Here is a 22,868-nt window from a genome sequence, read left to right as displayed (position 1 = left end):
TCGTCGCATGCCGGGCTACGCCACCGGAGCCGGGCGGGGCATCATCGCCAGTCTCGGGTTCACCGGTGTCACCGCGAAGCTCTCCCTGGTGACCGCCACCCGGCCGAACAGGCTGTCCGGGCCGGAGACGCACACCCTGGCCACCTCCAGGCGCCGCAGCGCCGCCACCACCTCGGGCCAGCGCAGGGGCCGTACGAAGCCGTCGAGCAGCATCGTCCGCACGCCGTCCCCGGTCGTCAGCAGGGCGCCGTCGTGGTCGTCCACCACCGGCAGCCTCGGGTCGGCGAACCGGAGGCCGTCGAAGACCTCCTCCTCGGCCCGCCGCCGCAGCGGCCGGAAGGCGGCCGAGTGCATCGGCGGGCGCATCGTGTACAGCGGGAGCCCGCCGATGGCGCGTACCCGCTGCTGCAGCCACTCCACCTGCCGCTCGGCCAGGGAGAGCATGTAGAAGTCGTGGTCGATGTAGCAGGACAGGTCGTACCACTCGCCGCGCTCGTCCAGCTCGGCCAGCACCTCCCGCAGCGCGGGCTCGGGGGTGCGCACGAAGGAGTGGGTGACGATGTCCCGGTGCTCGTGGGCGAAGTAGTCGTCGGTGCAGCGGGCCAGGCCGGCCGTCATGCGCACGGCGTCCTCGAAGGACAGGGCGCCCGAGTACGCGGCGGCCGCCTTGCCGCCGAAGCTCGGGCCGACGCACACCGACGGCTCCACGCCCAGGGTCCGCTCGGCCCAGTCCGCGAGGGCCACGCAGTTCACCATGAACGCCACCTGGGCGGCCTCGCTGTAGTCGCTCCGGGACTCCTGGAAGCGGTCCACCAGCGAGTAGCCGAGGACGTCGTCGGCGGCGGCGATCAGCCGCCGCGCCGCGGGATCGCCCCGCATGAAGTCGGCGACGTCGGCGAAGGCGACCGGGCCCATCCCGGGGAAGACGATCGCGGTCCGCGGCGAGGTCACCAGCCCTCCTTGATGGTGTCCACGATGTGGCCGCGCTGCTCGTCGGTGACCCACCAGCCCACCGGCACGCACACCACGCGCCTGGCGACCCGCTCCAGGCCGGGGAGCAGGGCGGCGTACTCGCGCACGCACGTGTGCAGGTCGTTGCGCTCGTGCACGTTGCTGGCCATGATCCCGGCCGCGTCCATGCGCTTGAGGAACCCGTCCCGGTCGTCCACCTTCATCGGGTAGATCCAGAAGGAGGACTGGCGGTCGCCAGCGCGTTCGGTCAGCTCCAGCCCGGGCACGCCGGCGAGCTCCCGGTCGTAGAAGGCGGCGTTGTCGCGGTGCCTGGCCACCACCTCGTCCGCCTTGGCCAGGTTGGCCAGCCCGATCGAGGCGTTGATGTCGGTCATGTGGAACTTGTAGCCCCACTCGGGCACGTCGGGCGGGTTGCGCAGCCGGTCGGCGCTGCGGTCGATGCCGAACCAGCGCAGCAGCCTGGCCCGCTCGTGCAGCTCGTCGGTGGGCAGCGCGAGCGCGCCGCCGTCGCCGGTGGTGAGGTGCTTGATGGCCTGGAAGCTGAAGACGGAGATGTTGCCGTGGGTGCCGATCGGCGCGCCGCGGTAGGTGGCGCCCCAGGCGTGCGCGCAGTCCTCGATCACGGTGATCCGGGAGCCGAACGCGGCCTCGGCGTCGTCGAGGATGGCGGCCAGCCGGTCGAGGTCCACCGGGTATCCGGCGAAGTGCACGACCATGATGGCGCGGGTCCTGGGCGTGATCTTCCTGGCCAGGTCGTCGAGGTCGACGTTGAGGGTGGCCGGGTCGACGTCCACCCACTTGATCCGCAGCCGGTTGGCCAGGATCGCCCAGTTGGTGGCCTCCATGGTCAGCGGCGTGGACAGCACCTCGCCCTGGCCGTCGTCGTCGCCGGCGACCAGGCGCAGCGCGAGCTGGAGCCCGGCGGTGGCGCTGTTGACGGTGGCCACCCTGGGGTTGCCGATCCTGGCGGCCAGCGCCTCCTCGAACTCGACGACCTTGGCCCCCTGGCCGATCTGGCCGCTGCCGACCACCTCGGCGACGGCGGCCGGCGCCTCGTCGGACATCGGCACCTTGAACAACGGGATCATTGGCTGTGCTCCTTGCCTGTCTCGCCCGTCGTCAGCCGACGAGGGCGGGGTCCTCGAGTTCGGCGTAGCGGGCGCGGCAGGCGGAGTAGTCCGGCAGCAGTCCGAGCTTCTCGGCCTCGCGCAGGGACGGGGCGGCGAGGTCCTTCTCCGACAGCAGGTCGCGCTTGGGCGGCCAGGGCAGGGCCAGCTCCGGGTCCAGGGGGTCGATCTGGATCGACGTGTCGGGCGACCACGTGCTGGAGCACAGGTAGACGACCGTGGCTTGGTCCGTCAGCGGCGCGAACCCGTGGGCGAGCCCTTCGGCCAGGTAGAGCGCGTGGCGGTTCTCCGCGCTCAGCTCGACCGCGACGTGCTCGCCGTAGGTGGGCGAGCCGACCCGGATGTCGACCAGGATGTCGATGATGGCGCCCTGCGGGCAGGTCATGTAGCGGGCCTGGCCCGGCAGCGCGGTGGCGTGCAGGCCGCGGATGGTCCCGCGCCGCGACACCGAGCAGTTGACCTGGGCGACCGAGAGCTGGTGGCCGACCGCCTTCTGGAACGCCGGCTGGCTGAACGCCTCGAGGAACAGCCCCCTGTCGTCGTGGAAGACCTTGGGCTCGACCAGGAACGCGCCGTCCACCCCGAGCTGGCGGATCTGCATGTCCGAAAACCTTTCTGTGATGTCCGCCGGCCGCTAGGCGTATTCGTAGAATCCGCGGCCGGTCTTCTTGCCCAGGAGGCCGCCCTCGACCATGCGCAGCAGCAGCGGCGGGGGCGTGTAGAGCGGCTCCTTGAACTCCTCGTAGAGGGCCTCCGCGATCGAGGCCACCGTGTCCAGGCCGATCAGGTCGGCCAGCTTCAGCGGGCCCATCGGGTGGGAGCAGCCCAGCACCATGCCCCGGTCGACGACGTCGGCGCGGGCGAACCCGCTCTCCACCATCCGCACGGCCGACAGCAGGAACGGGATGAGCAGCGCGTTGACCACGAAACCGGCGCGGTCCTGCGACCTGATCACCTGTTTCCCGAGCGTCCCGGCGACGAACGACTCCGCCCGCGCGTACGTCTCGTCCGCCGTCAGCAGCGACCCGATGAGCTCCACCAGCGGGAGCGCGGGCACCGGATTGAAGAAGTGCACCCCGATCACCTGGGCGGGCCGGCTGGTGGCCCGCGCCAGCCGGATGATCGGGATGGACGAGGTGTTCGACGCGAGGATCGCGTCCGGGTCGTCCAGGATCTTGTCCAGCGCGCCCAGCACGTCGAGCTTGATCGACTCGCTCTCGGGGACGGCCTCGAAGACGATCTGCCGGTCGCCGAGCTCGGCGAGGTCCGTGACGAAGGAGACGCGGGCCAGCGCCGCGTCCCGCTCGGCCTCGGTGATCGTGGCCCGGCGCAGGCCCCGGTCGAGCCACTCGGTCACGCGCCGCCGCGCGGGCGCGAGGGACGCCTCCGTGGACACGGCGACGATCACGTCGAGCCCGGCGCGGGCGCACGCCTCCGCGATGCCTGAGCCCATGACCCCGCTCCCCACGATGCCGACCTTGCGCATCTCGCTCATCACGCCTCCTGTGACACCGGCACCGTCGGCGCCGACCAGTGAAGAAGGCACGCCCCGATGGACATGCCGCCGCCGAACCCGGCGAGCAGGACGAGATCGCCGTCCTTGATGAGGCCCGACCGGTTCGCCTCGTCGAGCGCCACGGGGACCGAGGCGCTGCCCACGTTTCCGTACCGCTCCAGCGTCCGGGCGGTGCGCGCGCCGGTGAGGCCGACGCGTTCGACCAGTTCGGTGACCATGACCCCGTTGGCCTGGTGCGGCACGAAGACGTCGACCTCGTGCGGCCGGAACCCCGCGCGGCTCACCAGGCCCTCCAGGACGGGCGGCACGTGCTCCATCACGAAGTTCCTGACCCCGCGGCCGTCCATGCGGAAGAAGTGGTCGCCGGCCTCGACCGTCTCGTGGGAGGCGGGCAGCCTGCTGCCGCCGGCGTCGACCCGGATGAGCTGGCTGGCCGTGCCGTCGCTGGTCAGGTCGAAGCCGATGATCCCGGAGTGTTCCGGCACCGGGCCGACGACGGCCGCGCCGGCGCCGTCCCCGAAGAGCACGGCCGTGCGGCGGTCGGTGGCGTCGAGGATGCGCGAGTACACGTCCGCGGCCACCACCAGCGCGTAGGTGTCGGGGCGGAGCGCGACGAGGCTGTCGGCCAGCGCCAGCGCGTACACGAAACCGCTGCAGACGACGTTGATGTCGAAGCAGGCGGCGCCGCGCCCGCCGAGCGCGTCCTGGACCAGGCAGGAGGTCGGAGGCTGGGGCGAGTCGCCGGTCGAGGTGGAGACGATGATGTAGCCGATCTGGTCGATGTCGACGCGGGCCTGGCTCAGCGCGTTCCTGGCGGCCCGGACGGCGAGGTCGGAGGTGGCCTCGTCGGGAGCGGCATGGCGGCGGGCGGAGATGTGGGTCTTGCGCAGGATCCACTCCGCGGTCACGCCGGCCTTGGCCGCCACCTCCTCGTTGGCGACCTCTTCCTTGGGCAGGTAGGAACCCGTTCCCAGGATTCCCGTTGATTGCTTGGCCACTGCCAGTACGCCTTTCCCATCAGTAGGGCGCCGTCAGAGGGGGATGTTGCCGTGGTCGCCGCGCCGCGCCGGCGCCGTGGCCAGGGCCTCGGCGATCCTCCGCCGGGTGTGCGCGGGCTCGACCACCTCGTCCACCACGCCCAGCGCCAGGGCCCGGCCCACGCCGCCGGCCGTGCGGATCTGCTCCTCGACGAGGCTCAGCCGCAGCGCCTCGCGGTCCTCGTCGGGGGTGGCGGCCAGCCGCTTGCGGTGCAGGACGCCCACGGCGGCCTCCGCGCTCATCACCGCGACCTCGGCCTGGGGCCAGGCGAAGACCGCCGTCGCCCCGAGGCAGCGGGAGTTCATCGCGATGTACGCGCCGCCGTACGACTTGCGCGTGACGAGCGTGACCCTGGGCACGACGGCCTCGGCGAACGCGTGCAGGAGCTTGGCGCCGCGCCGGATCACGCCGTCCCACTCCTGGCCGACGCCGGGCAGGTAGCCGGGCACGTCCACGAGCACGACCAGCGGGATGCCGAACGCATCGCACATGCGGACGAACCGGGAGGCCTTCTCGGCGCTGAGCGAGTCGAGGCAGCCGCCCTTGCGCAGGGGGTTGTTGGCGATGACGCCCACGGTCCCGCCGGCGAGCCGGCCGAGGCCGATGACGACGTTGGCCGCCCAGCGCGGCTGCAGCTCCTCGAACGCGCCGCCGTCGAGGAGCTCGCGGACCAGGGGCCGCACGTCGTAGGCGCGGCGCGGGTTCTCCGGCAGCAGCACCCCGAGGTCGTCGCCGTCCTTCACCAGGTCCGGGTCGAAGGTGCGCGGCCCGTTGAAGAGCTCGGTGAAGCGCCGTGCCGTCTGGTACGCCTCCGCCTCGCTCTCGACGGCCACGTGGGCCACGCCCGACTTGCGGCCGTGGGCGCCGGGGCCGCCGAGGGACTCCATGTCGACCTGCTCGCCCGTGACGGTGCGTACGACGTCGGGGCCGGTCACGAACATGCGGGCGGCCGGCGACATGATCACGACGTCCGTCAGCGCGGGCCCGTAGGCGGCGGCTCCGGCGGCCGGTCCGAGGACGACCGAGATCTGGGGCACCCGGCCGGAGGCCCGGGTCATCGCCCGGAACACCTTCCCGACGCCGTCCATCGACTCGACGCCGTCGGCCAGCCGGGCCCCGCCGGAGTGCCACAGGCCGATCACGGGAACGCCTTCGAGCACGGCCGCGTCGATGGCGGCCACGACCCAGCGGCAGCCCTCCGCGCCCATCGCGCCGCCCATGTTGAGGGCGTCGGTGCAGTAGGCGATCACGTCCCGTCCCGCGACGCGCCCGCGCACCGCGGTCACCCCGCTGTCGTCCGGGTCGTGCAGCGGCACGACGGAGCCGGCGTCGAGCAGCCGGGCCAGGCGGACGGCGGGTTCACGGAAATCGCGCTCGCGCTCCTCCTGAACGACAGGGGAGCCGGTGGGGCTGATAGTCAGCAACGTCGTCCGCCCTCAAAAAGATTTGATTCCGAAAAGGAGGTCTTTTCTCGCACGTTCGCCACCTCTCACAAGCCGTGGGCACGGGTGCGACCGATTTTCCGAGACGGCGCTGAATTCGGCCGGTCTCATCAGCAAGAACGCTACATGGGCACCCCTCCCACACCAACCCTTATCCCCACCCCTACCGGGTTTCGGCAGGCACGACCGGGTGCCGTACCGTCAGCCCCTAAACGGCCCCTAAATGTACGGCGCGGCGGGACCGAAGAGCTTTTTCCGGTGCCGGTCCCCCCTAAATATCCGGAATTCACTGGCCGACGCCGCCGCGCGCGTCCTGTCATGGAAGTCGCCGCCGGGCGGACCGGACAGGGCCTACGAAGAGGACTGAGGATGCGCATTCTTGTGACGGGTGGCGCCGGTTTCATCGGGTCGAACTTCGTCAACAGGGTGTTCCAGGGGCACTATCCGGCGCTGGCGGAGGCCGAGGTCGTGGTGCTGGACAAGCTGACGTACGCGGGGAACCTGGAGAATCTGGCCGAGGTGCTCGACGACCCCCGGCTGCGGTTCGTCCACGGGGACATCGCCGGCGTGCCGCTCGTGCGGGACGCGATGGAGAAGGTGGACCTGGTCGTCCATTTCGCCGCCGAATCGCATGTCGACCGCTCCATCGAGGGGTCGGCGGAGTTCGTCAGGACCAACGTGCTCGGCACCCACGCGCTGCTGCAGTGCGCGCTGGAGGCCGGGGTCGGCAGGTTCGTGCACGTCTCCACGGACGAGGTCTACGGCTCCACGCCGGAGGGTTCGTTCTCGGAGGACGATCCGCTCAGCCCGAACTCCCCGTACTCGGCGTCGAAGGCGTCCTCCGACCTGCTCGCCCTGGCCTACCACCGGACGCACGGGCTGGACGTGTGCGTGACCCGATGCTCCAACAACTACGGCCCGTATCAGTTTCCCGAGAAGGTCATCCCGCTGTTCGTCACCAACCTGGCGGACGGGCTGCAGGTGCCCCTGTACGGCGACGGCGCGAACGTCCGGGACTGGCTGCACGTGAACGACCACTGCGACGGCATCGCGCTGGTCGCGGAGTCCGGCCGCGCCGGGGAGGTCTACAACATCGGCGGCGGGACCGAGCTGAGCAACCTGACGCTGACCAGGCGCGTGCTGGACATCATGGGCATGGACTGGTCCATGGTCCGGCCGGTGGCGGACCGCAAGGGCCACGACTTCCGCTACTCGGTGGACATCACCAAGATCCAGAAGGAGCTGGGCTACGCGCCGCGCGTCCCGTTCACCGAGGGGCTGGCGGAGACGGTGCGCTGGTATCTGGAGCACCGCGACTGGTGGAAGCCCCTCAAAGGATATGAGCCGCGTTGAACGAGAGGTGCTGTGCCATGAGGAGACGCCTGCGTGCCGGAACGGCGCTGGCCGCCGGGCTCGTCCTGGCCCTGACGACGCTGCCCGCCGCCGCCCGCCCGCAGGAGGCGGAGACCCTGCGGATCCCCGGCCTCAAGCAGCCGGTCGAGCTGATCGTGGACCGGTGGGGCGTGCCGCACATCTACGCCCGCGACACCGACGACCTCTTCCTCGCCCAGGGCTTCAACGCCGCCAGGGACCGGCTGTTCCAGATCGACCTGTGGCGGCGGCGCGGCCTGGGAGAGCTCTCCTCGGTGTTCGGCCCTGCGTACGTGGAGCAGGACAAGGCGGCGCGGATGTTCCTCTACCGCGGTGACATGGACCGGGAGTGGGCGAGCTACGGCCCGGCGGCGAAACGGGCCGCGACCCGCTTCACCGAGGGCATCAACGCCTACGTGCGCCGGCTCGGGCGCAACCCGGAGCTGCTGCCGCCCGAGTTCCGGCAGCTCGGCTACGCGCCCGCGCTGTGGCGGCCGGAGGACGTGGTGCGGATCAGGAGCCACGGCATCGGCAAGAACCTCTACAGCGAGGTGCTGCGCTCGCTCGTCGTCTGCGCGGGCGGGGCCAAGGCGTCCGCGGCGCTGTGGCGGCTGGAGCCCGAGCGTGACGCCGCCGTGCCCAAGGGGCTCGACCCCTGCGCCGTGCCCATGGACGTGCTGCGGACGTACGAGCTGGCCACGCGGGGCGTGGTCTTCGAGAACGGCGCGTTACGCCCGGCCCCCGCCTCCCCCGCGGACCCCAATGGCAGCAACGGTGGCAGCAACAGCTGGGCGATCTCGCCGGGCCGCACCGCCACGGGCCGCCCCATCCTGGCCGGCGACCCGCACCGGTCGCTGACGGCGCCCTCGCTGCGCTACATGGCCCACCTGTCGGCCCCCGGGCTCGACGTCATCGGGGCCGGCGAGCCCGCGCTGCCCGGGATCTCGATGGGGCACAACGGCACCATCGCGTTCGGCCTGACCATCTTCGGCGCCGATCAGGAGGACCTCTACGTCTACGAGCTCGACCCCGCCGACCCGGGCAGGTACCGGTACGGCGGCGGCTGGGAGCGGTTCAGGACGACGGCCGAGCGGGTGCCGGTCGCGGGCGCGGCGCCGGTCGACGTGGAGCTCCCCTTCACCAGGCACGGCCCGGTGATCAAGATCGACCGGCAGCGCAACCTCGCGTACGCCGTGCGCACCACCTGGCTGGAGCCCGGCACGTCCCCCTACTTCGGCAGCATGACGTACATGGGGGCCCGCGACTTCACGGAGTTCTCGGCGGCCATGCGCACCTGGGGCGGCCCTCCCGAGAACCAGGTGTACGCCGACGTCTCGGGCAACATCGGCTGGGTGCCCGGCGCCCTGACCCCCAAGCGCGACGGCTACGACGGCCTGCTGCCCGTCCCGGGCGACGGCCGCTACGAGTGGGACGGCTTCCTCGACGGCGCCCGCCTGCCCCGCTCCTACAATCCGCCGCAGGGGTTCGTCGCCTCGGCGAACGAGTTCAACCTCCCCTCGGGCCACCCCGACGAGCTCGGGTTCGAGTGGGACCCGCCCTACCGCAGGCAGCGCATCGACGAGGTGCTCGCGTCGAGCCCGCGCGGCACGGTCGAGGACTCCATCCGCCTGCAGGCCGACAAGGTGTCCACGCCCGCGCGGCGGATCGTGCGCGTGCTCGACGGCCTGACGAGCACGGACCCGGACACCACGCGGGCGCTGCGGCTGCTCCGCTCCTACGACGGGGTCGCGGACGCGGACTCGCCGGAGGCGGCGCTGTTCGAGCCGTGGTTCTCGCGCCATCTCGCGCCGGCCTTCCGCCGCGCCGTGCTGCCGCCCGAGGTGGCGGACTCCATCCCCATCGTCGACGCCCGCCTGCTGGTCGACGCGCTGGAGAACCCGGAGCGATGGTTCGGCTCCGGCGGGACGGCCGCGCGGGACAAGCTGCTGGACACGTCGCTGGCCGCCGCCTACCGCGAGGTCGCCGGGCGGCTCGGCGCCGACCCGCGCACGTGGAGATGGGGGGCGCTGCAGTACACCACGTTCACCAGCCCCGTCGGCGCCGACGTCGGCCCCTTCCCCCGGGGCGGCTCGGCGTACACGGTGGACGCGTCGGCCTACAGCGCGGCCACCTTCCAGCAGTCGTCGGGGGCCTCGTTCAAGATGGTGCTGGACGTCGGCCGGTGGGACAACTCCCGCGCCGTGAACGCGCCCGGCCAGTCCGGCGACCCGCGCAGCCCGCACTACCGGGACCTCGCGGAGCGCTGGAGGTCGGGCGAGTATTTCCCGCTTCTCTACAGCCGCGCGCAGGTGGAACGGCACGCCGCGAGCAGGATCACCCTCACCCCCACTGATTGATCTCCGTTTACGAGTTTTCATCGAAGGAATCAGACATGAAGGGCATCATTCTGGCGGGCGGTCACGGGACCCGGCTCTACCCGCTGACCCTGGCCGTCTCGAAACAGCTTCTCCCGGTGAACGACAAGCCGATGATCTATTACCCGCTGTCGGCGCTCATGCTGGCGAACATCACCGACATCCTGATCATCTCGACCCCCACGGACCTGCCCCAGCTGACCCGCCTGCTGCGCGACGGGTCGCACCTGGGGCTCGACATCACCTACGCCGAGCAGGCCCAGCCGGTCGGCCTGGCGGACGCCTTCATCATCGGGGCCGACCACATCGGCGACGACTCGGTGGCCCTCGTGCTCGGTGACAACATCTTCCACGGCCACTCGTTCTTCGACATCCTCCAGCAGAGCACGTCCGACGTGGACGGCTGCGTGCTGTTCGGCTATCCGGTGAGCGACCCCGAACGCTACGGGATCGGCGAGACCGACGCCGACGGCCGGCTCATCTCCATCGAGGAGAAACCCGCCAACCCCCGCTCCAACCGGGCCATCGTCGGCCTGTATCTCTACGACAACGACGTGGTGGACATCGCCAAGAACCTGCAGCCGTCCGCCCGGGGCGAGCTGGAGATCACCGACGTGAACCGTACCTATCTGGAGCGTGGGAAGGCCCGGCTCGTCGACCTCGGGCGCGGGTTCGCCTGGCTGGACGCCGGGACACCCGAGTCCATCCTCCAGGCCAGCCAGTACGTCCAGGTGCTGGAGCAGCGGCAGGGGGTGCGCATCGCCTGCGTGGAGGAGATCGCGCTCCGGATGGGCTTCATCGACGCCGAGGCCTGTGACCGGCTGGGCAGCGAGCTCTCCGCGTCCAGCTACGGCCGCTACGTCCGTTCCGTCGCCGCCGAGTTCCGCGACTCCCCGTCCCCGAACTGAGTGTCCCCGCGCTGAAGGCCCCCAGAACCGAAGGAGAGACGCCGTGACGAGAGCCAATCCCTGGCTGCACCGCTCCCATCCGTCGCCGCACAGCGACGCGCAGGTGATCTGTTTCCCGCACGCCGGAGGCTCGGCCGGTTTCTACCACCCCCTGGGGGCGGCGCTGGCGCCCGCCGCCGAGCTGGTCGCCGTCCAGTACCCCGGCAGGCAGGAGCGCCGCCACGAGCCGCCGGTCAACGACCTGCGGCTGCTGGCCGGCCGCATCGCCGACGTCCTGGGCCCCGGGGACGGCCGGCCGCGGGCGTTCTTCGGGCACAGCATGGGGGCGCTCGTCGCGTTCGAGACCGCCCTGGCCCTCGGCGACCACGGGCCTGTGACGTTGTTCGTGTCGGGGCGGCGCGCGCCCAGCCGGGTCCGCCACGACATGATGCACCTGCTCGACGACCACGAGCTGGTGGCGCACCTGAAGGCGCTGAACGGCAGCGAGGCGGCGGTGCTGGACGACCCCGAGCTGCGGGCGATGGTGCTGGCCACGATCCGCGCCGACTACCGGGCGATCGAGACCTACCGGTTCGCGGGCGGGGCGCCGCTGGGCTGCCCGATCGTCGCGCTGACCGGCGACGCCGACCCCCTGACGAGCCTGGCCGAGGCGCAGGCGTGGGAGGCGCACACCAGCGGCGGCTTCGAGCTGCACGTCCTGTCCGGCGGCCACTTCTTCGTCCGCGACCACAACGCCGCCGTGGCCGAGACGATCCTCAAGTCCCTGGAGACGATCCGCGCATGACCGCGCTGCTGGCCATCAGCGACCTGCACATCGGCTACGCGGAGAACAGGCGCATCCTCGAGGACCTGCGGCCCGGCGACCCCTCGGACTGGCTGCTGGTGGCCGGGGACGTGTCGGAGGAGGTCGCCGGCCTCGAATGGGCCCTGACCCTGCTCAGCCGCCGCTTCGCGAAGGTGGTGTGGGTGCCGGGCAACCACGAGATGTGGACGCATCCCTCCGACCCGGTCCAGCTGCGCGGGGAGGAGCGCTACCAGCACCTGGTGAAGGTCTGCCGCAGCCTGGGCGTGGTCACGCCGGAGGACCCGTACCCGACCTGGACGGGCCCCGGCGGCCCCGCCGTGATCGTCCCGCTGTTCGTCCTGTACGACTACACCTTCCGCACCCCCGACGCCGAGACGAAGGAAGAGGCCCTCGCGCTCGCGTACGCCAAGGACGTGGTCTGCACGGACGAGTTCCTCCTCCATCCGGACCCGCACGACTCCCGCGACGCCTGGTGCGCCGCCAGGGTCGCCGAGACCGAACGCCGCCTGGCCGCCCTCCCGCCGGGCGTCCCGACGGTGCTGGTCAACCACTATCCGCTGGTCCGCGAGCCGACTCTGGTCCTGCGCCATCCGGAGTTCGCGATCTGGTGCGGCACCGAGCGCACCGCCGACTGGCACCTGCGCTTCAACGCCTGCGCGGCCGTCTACGGCCATCTCCACATCCCCCGCACCACCTGGCACGACGGCGTCCGCTTCGAGGAGGTCTCCCTGGGCTACCCGCGCGAGTGGCGCTCCCGCCCCACCCCGCCCGGCCGGCTCCGCCAGATCCTGCCCGTGCCATGATCGAGAAGATCCTGCCGCCGTGGGTGGCCGCCGAGGAGGCGTTCGGGGACCCGCCGGACGCGACCCTCTTCCCCGAGGAGGAGGCCGTCATCGCGCGCGCGGTGGACAAGCGGCGCCGCGAGTTCACCACGGCCCGCCACTGCGCCCGCCGCGCCCTGGACCGGCTCGGGCTGCCCGCGGTGCCGATCCTGCCCGGCGAGCGCGGCGCTCCCGGCTGGCCGCCGGGGGTGGCCGGGGCGATCACGCACTGCGCCGGATACCGGGCGGCCGCGGTCTCCCTGGACGCGCTGACCGTCGGCATCGACGCCGAGCCCCACGAGCCGCTCCCCGACGGCGTCCTGCCGGCCATCGCCCTCGACCGGGAGCGCGCCGCCCTGGCCCGGCTCGGTCCCGGCGTCCACTGGGACCGGCTGCTGTTCTGCGCCAAGGAGGCGGTCTACAAGGCGTGGTTCCCGCTGACGCGGCGCTGGCTGGACTTCGACGAGGCCCACGTCACGCTCACCCGTACGGGGACCTTCACGGCCCGCTTCCTCGTCCCCGGCCCCCAGGTGCTCGGGCGCGAGCTGACCGGCTTCGCCGGCCGCTGGCTCGCCGCCGACGGCCTGCTCGTGACGGCCATCACCGTGCGCCCGGCGGACCTGTACGGCCGCAGCACCAGCGGGTGAGAGCCCTCACCCCCGGGCGGCCTCCGCTTCCGGGGCGTCATGCTTACGGCGGGCGGCCACGATGTCGTCGCGGTGCTCGCGGGCCCAGGCGTCGAGCGCGGTCAGCGGGTCGAGCAGGGTGCGGCCGAGCTCGGTCAGCTCGTACTCGACGCGCGGCGGGACGGTCGCGTAGGCGGTCCGGGCCACGAGGCCGTCACGTACGAGGGTGCGCAGGGTGAGGGTGAGCATGCGCTGGCTGATGCCCTCGATCGAGCGGTGCAGCTCGCTGAAGCGGTGGATCCGCTGCCCGAGCAGCACGACGATCAGCACGCTCCACTTGTCGGCCACGATGTCGAGGACCTCGCGGATGGGGCAGTCGCCGTCCGCTGGGACGGGCACGGGGACGTTCAGGTACGGGCCTGACACCGGAGTCCTCCCTTCCAGGGCACACGCATGTGCGTAACTGACATGAATGTACCTTCTTCCTGGTTACCTCTAGGGTTACCTATCCTTAGGTTGCATACAAGAAGTAACTATTAGGAAGTGACCATGTCTGTCTCCCCCTTCGAGACGCCGGCGCCGGTCGACGGCACCGACCAGACCGACCCTCAACCGGCCGGCCTCCCGACGCTGATCCCCGTCGGCACCGATGCCGCGCCGGTGTGCACGGACGGGGTGTGCTACCTGTGAGCGCAAAGGTACGGATCGACGTGTGGTCCGACGTCGTCTGCCCGTGGTGCTACATCGGCAAGCGGCGCCTGGAGACGGCCATCGGCAGGTTCGAGCACGCCGACCAGGTCCAGGTGCGCTGGCACAGCTTCCAGCTCGATCCGTCGCACCCCAAGGGCGTCCGCGAGCCGGTGTACGACATGCTGGCCAAGAAGGTCGGCGGCACCGCGGCCCAGGTACGGCAGATGACCGGTCACGTCTCCGAGCTGGCCGCCGCCGAGGGCCTGGCCTACGACTTCGACCGCGCGGTGGCGGTCAACACCCTGGACGCGCACCGGCTCGGCCAGCTGGCCGCCGAGCACGGCCTGGACGATCCGATGCACGAGCGGCTGCTGCGCGCGCACCTGGTCGAGGGCGAGGCGGTCGACGACCCCGACACCCTGGTACGCCTGGGCACCGAGGTCGGGCTCCCCGACGAGGAGGTGCGGCGGGTCGTCGGCGGCGACGCGTACGCCGGTGAGGTGGCCGCGGACGTCCGCGAGGCGCAACGGCTCGGCGCCGGCGGCGTGCCGTTCTTCGTGCTCAACAACACCTGGGGCGTGTCGGGCGCCCAGCCGGCCGACGTGTTCCTGTCCGCCCTCCAGCAGGCGTACTCCGCCGCGGCCCGCTGACCCGCTTTACCTGTCCTTGGCGGCCGTTTCGTTAGTCTGTGGAAGAAGCGTCCGGCATCGGGCTGGTGGCCTACTCTCTCGTGACTACTGGGGGGCGAGAGGATGGCGGTGAACCGTTCCTCCGTCACTGCTTCGGGGGAGGACCGCCTTAGCGTGCTGACCTCGGTGTGCGCCGGTCTGAGCGACATCGAGGTGCTGGAGTACGCCCTGGACCAGGCGGTCGCCGACCTGCACGCGCTCGGCGGGATGATCCACTGGGCCGGGCCGGTCGGCAGCCGGGAGCCGCGGCTGGTGGCCGCGTCCGGGCTGCCCCCGGCGGCGCAGGAGGCCTGGGACGGCACCCGGGACATGATCGTGCGCGTCCTGCGTGACGGGACGCCCGCCTGCCTGCCCGTCTCGCGATCCGGCCTGGAAAGGCCCGCGACGGCGGCGGCCGTCCCGCTGCGCGGTCCCGGCCCGCCGTTCGGCGTGCTGTCCGTGCTCTGCGACGGAGCCGCAGAGCCGACCGACGGCCAGCGGGAGTTCCTGCGGTCGCTGGCCGGCTGGCTGGCCAGGAGGCTGGCCAGGACCGGCGCCGACTCGGGTCCGAAAGGCTCGTGGTGGCCGGAACGCTCGACCGACTCCGGCCTGCGCAAGGCGCTGAAGGCCGTCAAGATCGGGTCCTGGGACTGGAACATCCGCACCGGCGAGCTCTACTGGGACGAGCCGGCGCTGACCATGCTGGGCATCGACCCCGCGACCAGGCCGCACCACATCGACACCTGGTCGAACATCGTCCACCCCAAGGACCTGCCCCGGGTGATGGCCGCGACCGAGGAGGCCATCCGCACCCGGGCCATCTACGAGGTCGAGTACCGCGCCTGCCGCCCGGACGGGACCACGGGCTGGATGCACGCCCGGGGCCGCCTGGTGCTGGACGAGCGGGGCGAGCCGGTCCGCATGGTCGGCACGGTCTGGGACACGACCGAGAGCCGCGTGGCCCGCGAGTCGGCCGGCCGCGCGCTGCGCGACATGAGCGACGCCTTCCTCGCCGTGGACCGCGACGGGCGGATCATGTTCGTCAACCTCGTCGCCGAGCGGCTCCTCGGGTCCAGCGACCTGAACGGCCGGGTGCTGTGGGAGCTGGCCCCGGCCCGCCTGCCGGAGCTGAAGGCGATGTGCCGCCAGGTCGTCGCCGAGCGCGTGCCCGCCAGCTTCGACATGCGCTGGCCGGCCGACGAGCGGTGGTACCACGTACGCCTGGTGCCGGTGCCGGACGGGCTGACGCTCTACCTCGCCGACGTCACCGACAAGCGCATCCACGACGAGCAGCGCGAGGCCGCCGAACAGGCCGCCGCCGAGCGGTCCGCGCGGATCCAGGAGCTGACCCGCACCCTCAGCGACGCGGTGACGCTCCGCGACGTCATGCGGGTCATCGCCGAGCAGGTGCTGCCGCCGTTCGGGGCCACGGGGCTGGCCGTCCTGACCCGGGAGGGCGATCACCTCCACCTGGTCGAGTCCATCGGCTCCCCCACCGACCTCCTCGGCGAGTTCCAGAACGGGGCGGCCCCCGTCCCCTCCGTCTACGCCGACGTGCTCCGGTCCCACGTGCCGATCTTCATCACGTCGACGGCCGAGCAGCGGCCGCCTGGTGCCGGCGGCCCCGCCGGTTCGCGCATGGACAGCTGGGCCATCCTCCCGCTGCGCGTGCCCGACCAGCCGCTGGGCTACTGCGTGATCTCCTTCGACCGGCCCCACCAGTTCACCAGCGAGGAGCGCACCCTGCTCACGGCGCTCAGCGGGCTGATCGCCCAGGCCCTGGCCCGGGCCCGCATGTACGACCTGGAGCACACCCGCGCCCAGGAGCTGCAGCGCCACCTGCTCCCCCGTGCCCTGCCGTCCCTGCCCGGCCTCACCGCCGCGGCCCGCTATCTGCCCGGCGGCACCGCGGCGGTCGGCGGCGACTGGTACGACATCATCCCGCTGTCCGCGGACCGGGTCGCCCTCGTCATCGGCGACGTCATGGGCCACGGCCTGACCGAGGCCGTCACCATGGGGCGCCTGCGCACCGCCGTACGCACCCTCGCGGACCTCGAACTGCCGCCGGGAGAGCTGCTCGCCCACCTCAACGACCTCGTCAGCGACCTCGGCGACGACTCCTACGTCACCTGCCTGTACGCGGTGTACGACCCGACGAGCGGCGAGTGCGTCCTGGCCAGCGCCGGCCATCCGCCGCCCGCCCTGGTCCGCCCCGACGGCGCGGTCCACGTCCTCGACGTGACGCCCGACCCGCCCCTCGGCGCCGCCGCGCCGCCCCTCAGCACGCACGAGCTGCGCGTGCCGGAGGACAGCCTGCTCGTGTTCTACACCGACGGGCTGATCGAGTCCTCCACCCGCGACATCGAGAGCGGCCTGGCCGAGCTCACCCGGCTCCTGACCGGCCTGCGCCGCGGCCTGTCGGAGAGCGACCTCGACCGGCTCTGCGAGTCCGTCATCGAGGCCATGCTGCCGACCCGCAAGCAGCTCCCCGACGACGCCGCCCTGCTCATCGCCCGCGCCCACCGGCTGCCGGCCGAGGACGTCGTCTCCTGGGCCCTTCCCGACAACCCGATCGCGGCCCGCGAGGCCCGCGAGCACGTACGCGACCAGCTCGCCGCCTGGCATCTGGACGACCTCGTCACGACCACCGAACTCGTGGCCAGCGAGCTGGTCGGCAACGTCATCCGGCACGCCAAGGGCCCGCTCCGGCTGCGGCTGCTGCGCAGCCGTACGCTCATCTGCGAGGTCGCCGACGGCAGCCAGACCACCCCGAGGATCCGCCGCGCCGCCGAGACCGACGAGGGCGGGCGCGGCCTCCAGCTCGTCGCGGCCCTCTCGCAGCGCTGGGGCACCCGCTTCACCGCCGACGGCAAGTGCATCTGGGCCGAGCAGGCGCTCCCCGCGCCGGGCGCGGCCTGAGCCGTCCGGCGCCTCCCCTGGAGGCGCCGGACCGACCGCCGTAGGGCTCAGATCTCCTCGACGCTGCTCGGCTCACGCCGGGACAGGTCGATGCCGAGCTCTTCCGCCGCGCGGAAGACGTCCTCGTCGGTGTCGCGCATCTCGATGGAGCTGCCGTCGCTGGAGAGCACCTCGACGTTGAGGCACAGCGACTGCATCTCCTTGATGAGGACCTTGAAGGACTCCGGAATGCCCGGCTCGGGGATGTTCTCGCCCTTGACGATGGCCTCGTAGACCTTCACCCGGCCGAGAACGTCGTCGGACTTGATGGTCAGCTGCTCCTGCAGGGCGTAGGCGGCGCCGTACGCCTCCAGCGCCCACACCTCCATCTCACCGAAGCGCTGGCCACCGAACTGCGCCTTACCACCCAGCGGCTGCTGGGTGATCATCGAGTACGGACCGGTCGAACGCGCGTGAATCTTGTCGTCGACCAGGTGCAGCAGCTTCAGGATGTAGATGTAGCCGACAGCGATGGGATAGGGGAACGGCTCACCGCTGCGGCCGTCGAACAGCCGGGCCTTGCCGCTGCGCTGGACCAGCCGGTCGCCGTCGCGGTTGGGCACGGTGCTGTCGAGCAGGCCGACGATCTCCTCCTCCTGGGCGCCGTCGAAGACCGGCGTGGCCATGTTGGTGCGCGGGGCCACCTTCTCGAAGCCCTTGTCACGCAGCCGCTCGGCCCAGGCCTCCTGGATGCCGGAGATGTCCCAGCCGCGGGCGGCGATCCACCCCAGGTGGGTCTCCAGCACCTGGCCGACGTTCATCCGGCCGGGCACGCCCAGCGGGTTGAGGATGATGTCGACCGGCGTGCCGTCCTCCAGGAACGGCATGTCCTCCACGGGCAGGATCTTGGAGATGACGCCCTTGTTGCCGTGCCGGCCGGCCAGCTTGTCGCCGTCGGTGATCTTGCGCTTCTGGGCCACGTAGACACGGACCAGCTCGTTGACGCCCGGCGGCAGCTCGTCGCCCTCCTCGCGGGAGAACACGCGCACGCCGATGACCTTGCCCTGCTCGCCGTGCGGCACCTTCAGCGAGGTGTCACGCACTTCGCGGGCCTTCTCACCGAAGATCGCGCGCAGCAGCCGCTCCTCCGGCGTCAGCTCGGTCTCACCCTTCGGAGTGACCTTGCCGACGAGGATGTCGCCAGGCGTGACGTCGGCGCCGATGCGGATGATGCCGCGCTCGTCGAGGTCGGCCAGGACCTCCTCGGAGACGTTCGGGATGTCCCGGGTGATCTCCTCGGGGCCCAGCTTGGTGTCGCGGGCGTCGACCTCGTGCTCCTCGATGTGAATCGAGGACAGCACGTCGTCCTGCACCAGCCGTTGCGAGATGATGATCGCGTCTTCGTAGTTGTGACCCTCCCACGGCATGAACGCCACCAGGAGGTTCTTGCCCAGCGCCATCTCGCCCTTGTCGGTGCAGGGGCCGTCGGCGATGACCTGGTTGACCTCGACCCGGTCGCCCTCGGCGACGATGGGCTTCTGGTTGAAGCTCGTGCCCTGGTTGGAGCGGTCGAAGGTGGCCAGCCGATGGGTCGTGCTCGTGCCGTCGTCGTTGGAGATCGTGATGTAGTCGGCGGAGACCTCCTCGACCACCCCGGCCTTGTCGGCGCTGACGACGTCGGCGGCGTCGGTCGCGGCACGGTATTCCATGCCGGTGCCGACCAGCGGCGCCTCGCTCCTGAGCAGCGGGACCGACTGGCGCATCATGTTCGCGCCCATCAGCGCCCGGTTGGCGTCGTCGTGCTCCAGGAAGGGGATCATGGCCGTCGCCACCGACACCATCTGGCGCGGCGACACGTCGATGTAGTCGACCTCCTCGGCCCGCATCAGCTCGGTCTCACCGCCCTTGGTGCGGACCAGGACGCGGGACTCGGCGAACGACCCGTCGGGATTGAGCGCCGTGTTGGCCTGCGCCTTGACGTAACGGTCCTCCTCGTCGGCGGTGAGGTAGTCGATCTGCTCGGTGACCTTGCCGTCGACGACCTTGCGGTAAGGCGTCTCGATGAACCCGAAGGCGTTGAGCCGGCCGAAACAGGCGAGGTAGCCGATGAGGCCGATGTTGGGCCCTTCGGGGGTCTCGATCGGGCACATCCGGCCGTAGTGGGACGGGTGCACGTCCCGGACCTCGAAGCCGGCCCGCTCACGGGACAGACCACCGGGACCCAGGGCGTTCAGCCGCCGCTTGTGCGTCAGGCCGGACAGGGGGTTGGTCTGGTCCATGAACTGCGACAGCTGCGAGGTGCCGAAGAACTCCTTCATGGACGCCACGACCGGGCGGATGTTGATCAGGGTCTGCGGCGTGATCGCCTCGACGTCCTGGGTCGTCATGCGCTCGCGCACGACGCGCTCCATGCGGGCCAGGCCCAGGCGGACCTGGTTCTGGATGAGCTCGCCGACGTTGCGGATCCGCCGGTTGCCGAAGTGGTCGATGTCGTCGGTCTCCAGCGGCAGGTCCGCCGACTCCGCACCGGCGTGCAGCCGCACCAGGTATTCGACCATCGCGACGATGTCGTCCTCGGTCAGGACGGTGACGTTGATGTCGGTGTCCGAGCCGAGCTTCTTGTTGACCTTGTAACGACCGACCTTGGCCAGGTCGTACCGCTTGGGATTGAAATAGAGGTTCTCCAGCAGGGTCTGCGCCGACTCCTTGGTCGGCGGCTCACCCGGCCGCAGCTTGCGGTAGATGTCCAGCAGCGCGTCATCCTGGCCGGCCGTGTGGTCCTTCTCCAGGGTGGCCCGCATCGACTCGTACTGGCCGAACCGCTCCAGAATCCGCTCGCCGGTCCAGCCCAGCGCCTTGAGCAGCACCGTAACGGGCTGCTTGCGCTTGCGGTCGATGCGCACACCGACACTGTCGCGCTTGTCGATCTCGAACTCCAGCCAGGCACCCCGCGACGGGATGACCCTGCAGCCGAACAGGTCCTTGTCGGACGTCTTATCGACATTGCGTTCAAAATAGACACCGGGCGAACGGACCAGCTGCGAGACCACGACACGCTCGGTGCCGTTGATGATGAACGTGCCCTTCGGCGTCATGAGCGGGAAATCGCCCATGAACACCGTCTGGCTCTTGATCTCACCGGTGGTGTTGTTGATGAACTCCGCCGTCACGAACATCGGGGCGGAGAAGGTCATGTCCTTGTCTTTGCACTCCTCCACGGAGTACTTCGGCGGCTCGAACCGGTGGTCGCGGAACGACAAGGACATGGTCCCCGAGAAGTCCTCGATCGGACTGATCTCATCGAAGATCTCTTCGAGGCCCGACTGAGCCGGGACGTCCTTGCGCCCGGCCTGGCGAGCCGCCTCTACCCGGGCCTTCCACCTCTCGTTTCCGAGCAGCCAGTCGAACGACTCGGTCTGCAGAGCGAGAAGGTCAGGAACTTCGAGGGGCTCCTGGATGCGCGCGAAAGACACGCGACGGGGACCAGCGGGTACGGCGGAGGCGTTGCGCGAGGCTGCCAACAGATGTCCTTCCGGGAGCTAGCGGCGGACCGAATGCGCGCATGCCGAGCGCCCGGCAGTCACCGGGACATGAGGGGTCGCGAAAGGCAGCGCGGAATGGCAGCATAAACCAGAAGGGACATGGAGGGCAACATTTAATGTTGTAGTCAACCTCGCTCCCGCCTCAGGATGACACATCCCCCTAGTCGTCGTCAACTTCAACGCCACAACTCCACCCACACGCCCATCCCCGGCACCTGGGCTGCGATGACCAGGCGCCGACCGCCACGGCGGACCGAGCCCACCACACGCCCCGGCTTCGCCCAAGCGCGCGCTGGACCTGGCCGAAGGGACAGTGCCGGTGGACCCACGCCGGGCTCAGCCGTGGCCTCCCGGGCCAAGAGGGAACTCACCGCTTCCGCCGCGCGTACCGGCACGCCATCCTTTTCACGATGCCGCACGTTCCGGCGAGGGAGGCGTGGATGGGATGGAAGGAGTTGTCCGGCATCGCCACGTCGCCGCGATTACCCCTGCTGACCGGCGTGATCGGGGTCGCGGGCGCGGTGGCGGCGGTGCTGACCGGGACGTGGCCGGCGACGGCGGCGGTCGCCGGGCTGGTGGGCGGCGCCGGGCTGGCGGTCGCCGCCATGCGGCGGGCGACCGCGGCTCAGCAGGCCGAGCTGGCCAGGCTGGGCGAGCTGGTCGAGCGGCGGGCCGAGCAGGTGACGGCGCTCAGCCACGAGCTGCGTACGCCGCTCAGCATGATCAAGGGAGCGGCGGACCTGCTGGGAGAGGGCAGCCCCGGGCCGCTGACCCCGGACCAGCAGCGCTTCATCACCATCGTGGACCAGCAGTGCGCGCAGGTCATCGCCCTGTGCGAGAGCCTGCTCACCCAGGCCAAGATCGAGGCAGGGCTGTTCACGCCACGGCTGGAGCAGGTGGACGTCTCGGTCGTGGCGCGCGACGTGGTCATCGCCATGCGCGCCCTGTGCGCCGAGCGCAAGCAGCGCATCACTCTCGACACCCCGCAGGTCACGCCGCATATCCAGGCCGACCCCATGCTGATCGTGCAGGCGCTGACCAACCTGCTGTCCAACGCCAGCCGGTTCACCACCGTGGGCGGCGGCATCGACGTGCGGGTGGCGGTCATCGACACGGGGATCGCGGTGTACGTCACGGACGACGGCGCGGGGATGACCAGGGAGCAGCGGCGGCGCCTGTTCCAGAGGTTCGTGACCGGCCGCCCGCTGGCCGACGGCACCGGGCTCGGCCTGGTCATCACCAAGACGATCATCGAGCTGCACGGCGGGTCCATCATGGTGGACACCACGTCGATGCACGGCACCACCTTCCTGTTCACGCTGCCGGGCTAGGGAGAGCCTCCATGTCCACCGCGCTCGTCGTCGACGACGAACCCCAGATGACCGCGATCATCGCCTTCGCGCTCACGACGCAGGGCTTCCACGCGATCGAGGCGCACGAGGGCGCCACCGCCATGCACCTGCTCCGCACCCACCACGTGGACCTGGTCGTCCTCGACGTGCTCATGCCGGCGTTCGGCGGGCTCGCCCTCTGCGGGCTGATCAAGGCCAAGTACCCCGAGGTCGCCGTCATCCTGGTCACCGCGCTCTCCCGGCCCGAGGAGGTCATCGCCGGGCTGGAGCGGGGCGCGGACGACTACGTGACCAAGCCGTTCCACCCGAGGGAGCTCGTCCTGCGGGCGCGGGCCGTGCTGCGCCGCTACACCGGCCCCGCGCTGCTGCGGGCGGGTGACCTGGTCATCGACGCCGCCCGGCACACCGTCACCATCGGCGAGCGGCGGCTGACCCTGACGGACACCGAGTGCAAGCTGCTCGCCCACCTCGCGGCGCGGCGGGGCACCCCGCAGTCGTGGCAGGACCTGCTGCGGGAGGTGTGGGGCACCACCAACCTGAAGGGCGGCCGGGACGTGGTCAAGTCCACCGTCTACCGGCTGCGGTCGGCGCTGGAGGCGCTCGACGCCGCCTGGTACGTGCAGACGGTGCGCGGCGCCGGCTACCTGATGCCCGACCAGCCCGATCGGTAGGTGACGGCGCCGTCACCAACGCTCACCGCGCTGTCACCGGCGGGGC

Annotated in this window: 19 protein-coding genes; 11 read left to right on the top strand and 8 right to left on the bottom strand. The window is 71.1% G+C overall.

Annotation, left to right across the window (positions count from 1 at the left end; genetic code table 11):
• Positions 1-15 precede the first annotated feature (15 nt).
• The 6 genes from HD596_RS29320 to HD596_RS29295 are packed head-to-tail and all read right to left on the bottom strand — an operon-like array spanning position 16 to position 6,074.
• On the bottom strand, positions 16-951 hold the full coding sequence (locus HD596_RS29320; RefSeq protein WP_221519577.1) for an ACP S-malonyltransferase: 936 nt from the start codon (positions 949-951) through the stop codon (positions 16-18).
• A complete protein-coding gene (locus HD596_RS29315; protein ID WP_185072522.1) occupies positions 948-2,060 on the bottom strand; it encodes a DegT/DnrJ/EryC1/StrS family aminotransferase in 1,113 nt (370 codons plus the stop codon). Before HD596_RS29315 ends, HD596_RS29320 begins: the two co-directional genes overlap by 4 nt.
• A gap of 31 nt (positions 2,061-2,091) precedes the next feature.
• Complete coding sequence (gene rfbC / locus HD596_RS29310; protein ID WP_185072521.1) at positions 2,092-2,700, bottom strand: dTDP-4-dehydrorhamnose 3,5-epimerase; 609 nt, start codon at positions 2,698-2,700, stop codon at positions 2,092-2,094.
• A 33-nt stretch (positions 2,701-2,733) separates the two neighbouring features.
• The gene (locus tag HD596_RS29305; protein WP_185072520.1) at positions 2,734-3,594 is read right to left on the bottom strand and encodes a 3-hydroxybutyryl-CoA dehydrogenase; all 861 of its coding nucleotides are present in this window, start codon (positions 3,592-3,594) and stop codon (positions 2,734-2,736) included.
• On the bottom strand, positions 3,594-4,613 hold the full coding sequence (locus HD596_RS29300) for a 3-oxoacyl-ACP synthase III family protein (RefSeq protein ID WP_185072519.1): 1,020 nt from the start codon (positions 4,611-4,613) through the stop codon (positions 3,594-3,596). Before HD596_RS29300 ends, HD596_RS29305 begins: the two co-directional genes overlap by 1 nt.
• A gap of 33 nt (positions 4,614-4,646) precedes the next feature.
• On the bottom strand, positions 4,647-6,074 hold the full coding sequence (locus HD596_RS29295) for an acyl-CoA carboxylase subunit beta (protein WP_221520775.1): 1,428 nt from the start codon (positions 6,072-6,074) through the stop codon (positions 4,647-4,649).
• Positions 6,075-6,464: 390 nt separating this feature from the next.
• Here HD596_RS29295 and rfbB point away from each other — a divergent pair, with 390 nt between their 5' ends.
• From rfbB to HD596_RS29265, 6 genes are read left to right on the top strand one after another with little or no spacing between them, the layout of a single operon-like run.
• A complete protein-coding gene (gene rfbB / locus HD596_RS29290) occupies positions 6,465-7,448 on the top strand; it encodes a dTDP-glucose 4,6-dehydratase (protein WP_185072517.1) in 984 nt (327 codons plus the stop codon).
• Positions 7,449-7,465: 17 nt separating this feature from the next.
• Positions 7,466-9,823 (top strand): penicillin acylase family protein, encoded by a 2,358-nt coding sequence (locus HD596_RS29285; protein ID WP_185072516.1) that lies wholly within the window; start codon positions 7,466-7,468, stop codon positions 9,821-9,823.
• Between the two features lie 35 nt (positions 9,824-9,858).
• A complete protein-coding gene (gene rfbA / locus HD596_RS29280) occupies positions 9,859-10,749 on the top strand; it encodes a glucose-1-phosphate thymidylyltransferase RfbA (RefSeq protein ID WP_185072515.1) in 891 nt (296 codons plus the stop codon).
• Positions 10,750-10,792: 43 nt separating this feature from the next.
• Positions 10,793-11,533, top strand: coding sequence for a thioesterase II family protein (locus HD596_RS29275; protein ID WP_185072514.1), 741 nt, complete (start codon positions 10,793-10,795; stop codon positions 11,531-11,533).
• Complete coding sequence (locus HD596_RS29270) at positions 11,530-12,357, top strand: metallophosphoesterase family protein (protein WP_185072513.1); 828 nt, start codon at positions 11,530-11,532, stop codon at positions 12,355-12,357. Before HD596_RS29275 ends, HD596_RS29270 begins: the two co-directional genes overlap by 4 nt.
• Complete coding sequence (locus HD596_RS29265; protein WP_185072512.1) at positions 12,354-13,022, top strand: 4'-phosphopantetheinyl transferase family protein; 669 nt, start codon at positions 12,354-12,356, stop codon at positions 13,020-13,022. The genes HD596_RS29270 and HD596_RS29265 overlap by 4 nt, the downstream gene beginning before the upstream one ends.
• Before the next feature lie 6 nt (positions 13,023-13,028).
• On the opposite strand, the gene HD596_RS29260 is transcribed toward HD596_RS29265, so the two are convergent.
• Positions 13,029-13,427: a winged helix-turn-helix transcriptional regulator gene (locus tag HD596_RS29260; protein ID WP_185072511.1), complete on the bottom strand. Its 399-nt coding sequence runs from the start codon at positions 13,425-13,427 to the stop codon at positions 13,029-13,031.
• Between the two features lie 123 nt (positions 13,428-13,550).
• Between HD596_RS29260 and HD596_RS29255 the strand changes: the two genes are divergently transcribed.
• From HD596_RS29255 to HD596_RS29245, 3 genes are all read left to right on the top strand, one after another.
• Entirely contained in the window at positions 13,551-13,691 is a 141-nt protein-coding gene (locus HD596_RS29255) for a hypothetical protein (protein ID WP_185072510.1), read from the top strand.
• Positions 13,688-14,341: a DsbA family oxidoreductase gene (locus HD596_RS29250; RefSeq protein WP_313044967.1), complete on the top strand. Its 654-nt coding sequence runs from the start codon at positions 13,688-13,690 to the stop codon at positions 14,339-14,341. The genes HD596_RS29255 and HD596_RS29250 overlap by 4 nt, the downstream gene beginning before the upstream one ends.
• A 108-nt stretch (positions 14,342-14,449) precedes the next feature.
• Entirely contained in the window at positions 14,450-17,278 is a 2,829-nt protein-coding gene (locus tag HD596_RS29245; protein WP_221519576.1) for a SpoIIE family protein phosphatase, read from the top strand.
• A gap of 47 nt (positions 17,279-17,325) precedes the next feature.
• Here the strand turns inward: HD596_RS29245 and rpoB are convergent, their stop codons facing one another.
• Positions 17,326-20,778, bottom strand: a complete 3,453-nt coding sequence (gene rpoB / locus HD596_RS29240; RefSeq protein ID WP_185072509.1) for a DNA-directed RNA polymerase subunit beta — start codon at positions 20,776-20,778, stop codon at positions 17,326-17,328.
• A gap of 461 nt (positions 20,779-21,239) precedes the next feature.
• On the opposite strand from rpoB, the gene HD596_RS29235 reads away from it, so the two are divergent.
• Together HD596_RS29235 and HD596_RS29230 are read left to right on the top strand one after the other, a co-directional pair.
• Complete coding sequence (locus tag HD596_RS29235; RefSeq protein ID WP_185072508.1) at positions 21,240-22,130, top strand: HAMP domain-containing sensor histidine kinase; 891 nt, start codon at positions 21,240-21,242, stop codon at positions 22,128-22,130.
• A gap of 11 nt (positions 22,131-22,141) precedes the next feature.
• Positions 22,142-22,822, top strand: coding sequence for a response regulator transcription factor (locus HD596_RS29230; protein ID WP_185072507.1), 681 nt, complete (start codon positions 22,142-22,144; stop codon positions 22,820-22,822).
• Positions 22,823-22,868 lie beyond the last annotated feature (46 nt).

It is taken from the genome of Nonomuraea jabiensis (genome assembly GCF_014204795.1).
In the GTDB taxonomy this organism is placed as follows: domain Bacteria; phylum Actinomycetota; class Actinomycetes; order Streptosporangiales; family Streptosporangiaceae; genus Nonomuraea; species Nonomuraea jabiensis.
The sequence above is the reverse complement of the archived record's forward strand: the minus strand, read 5'-3'. Positions and strand labels throughout refer to the sequence as shown.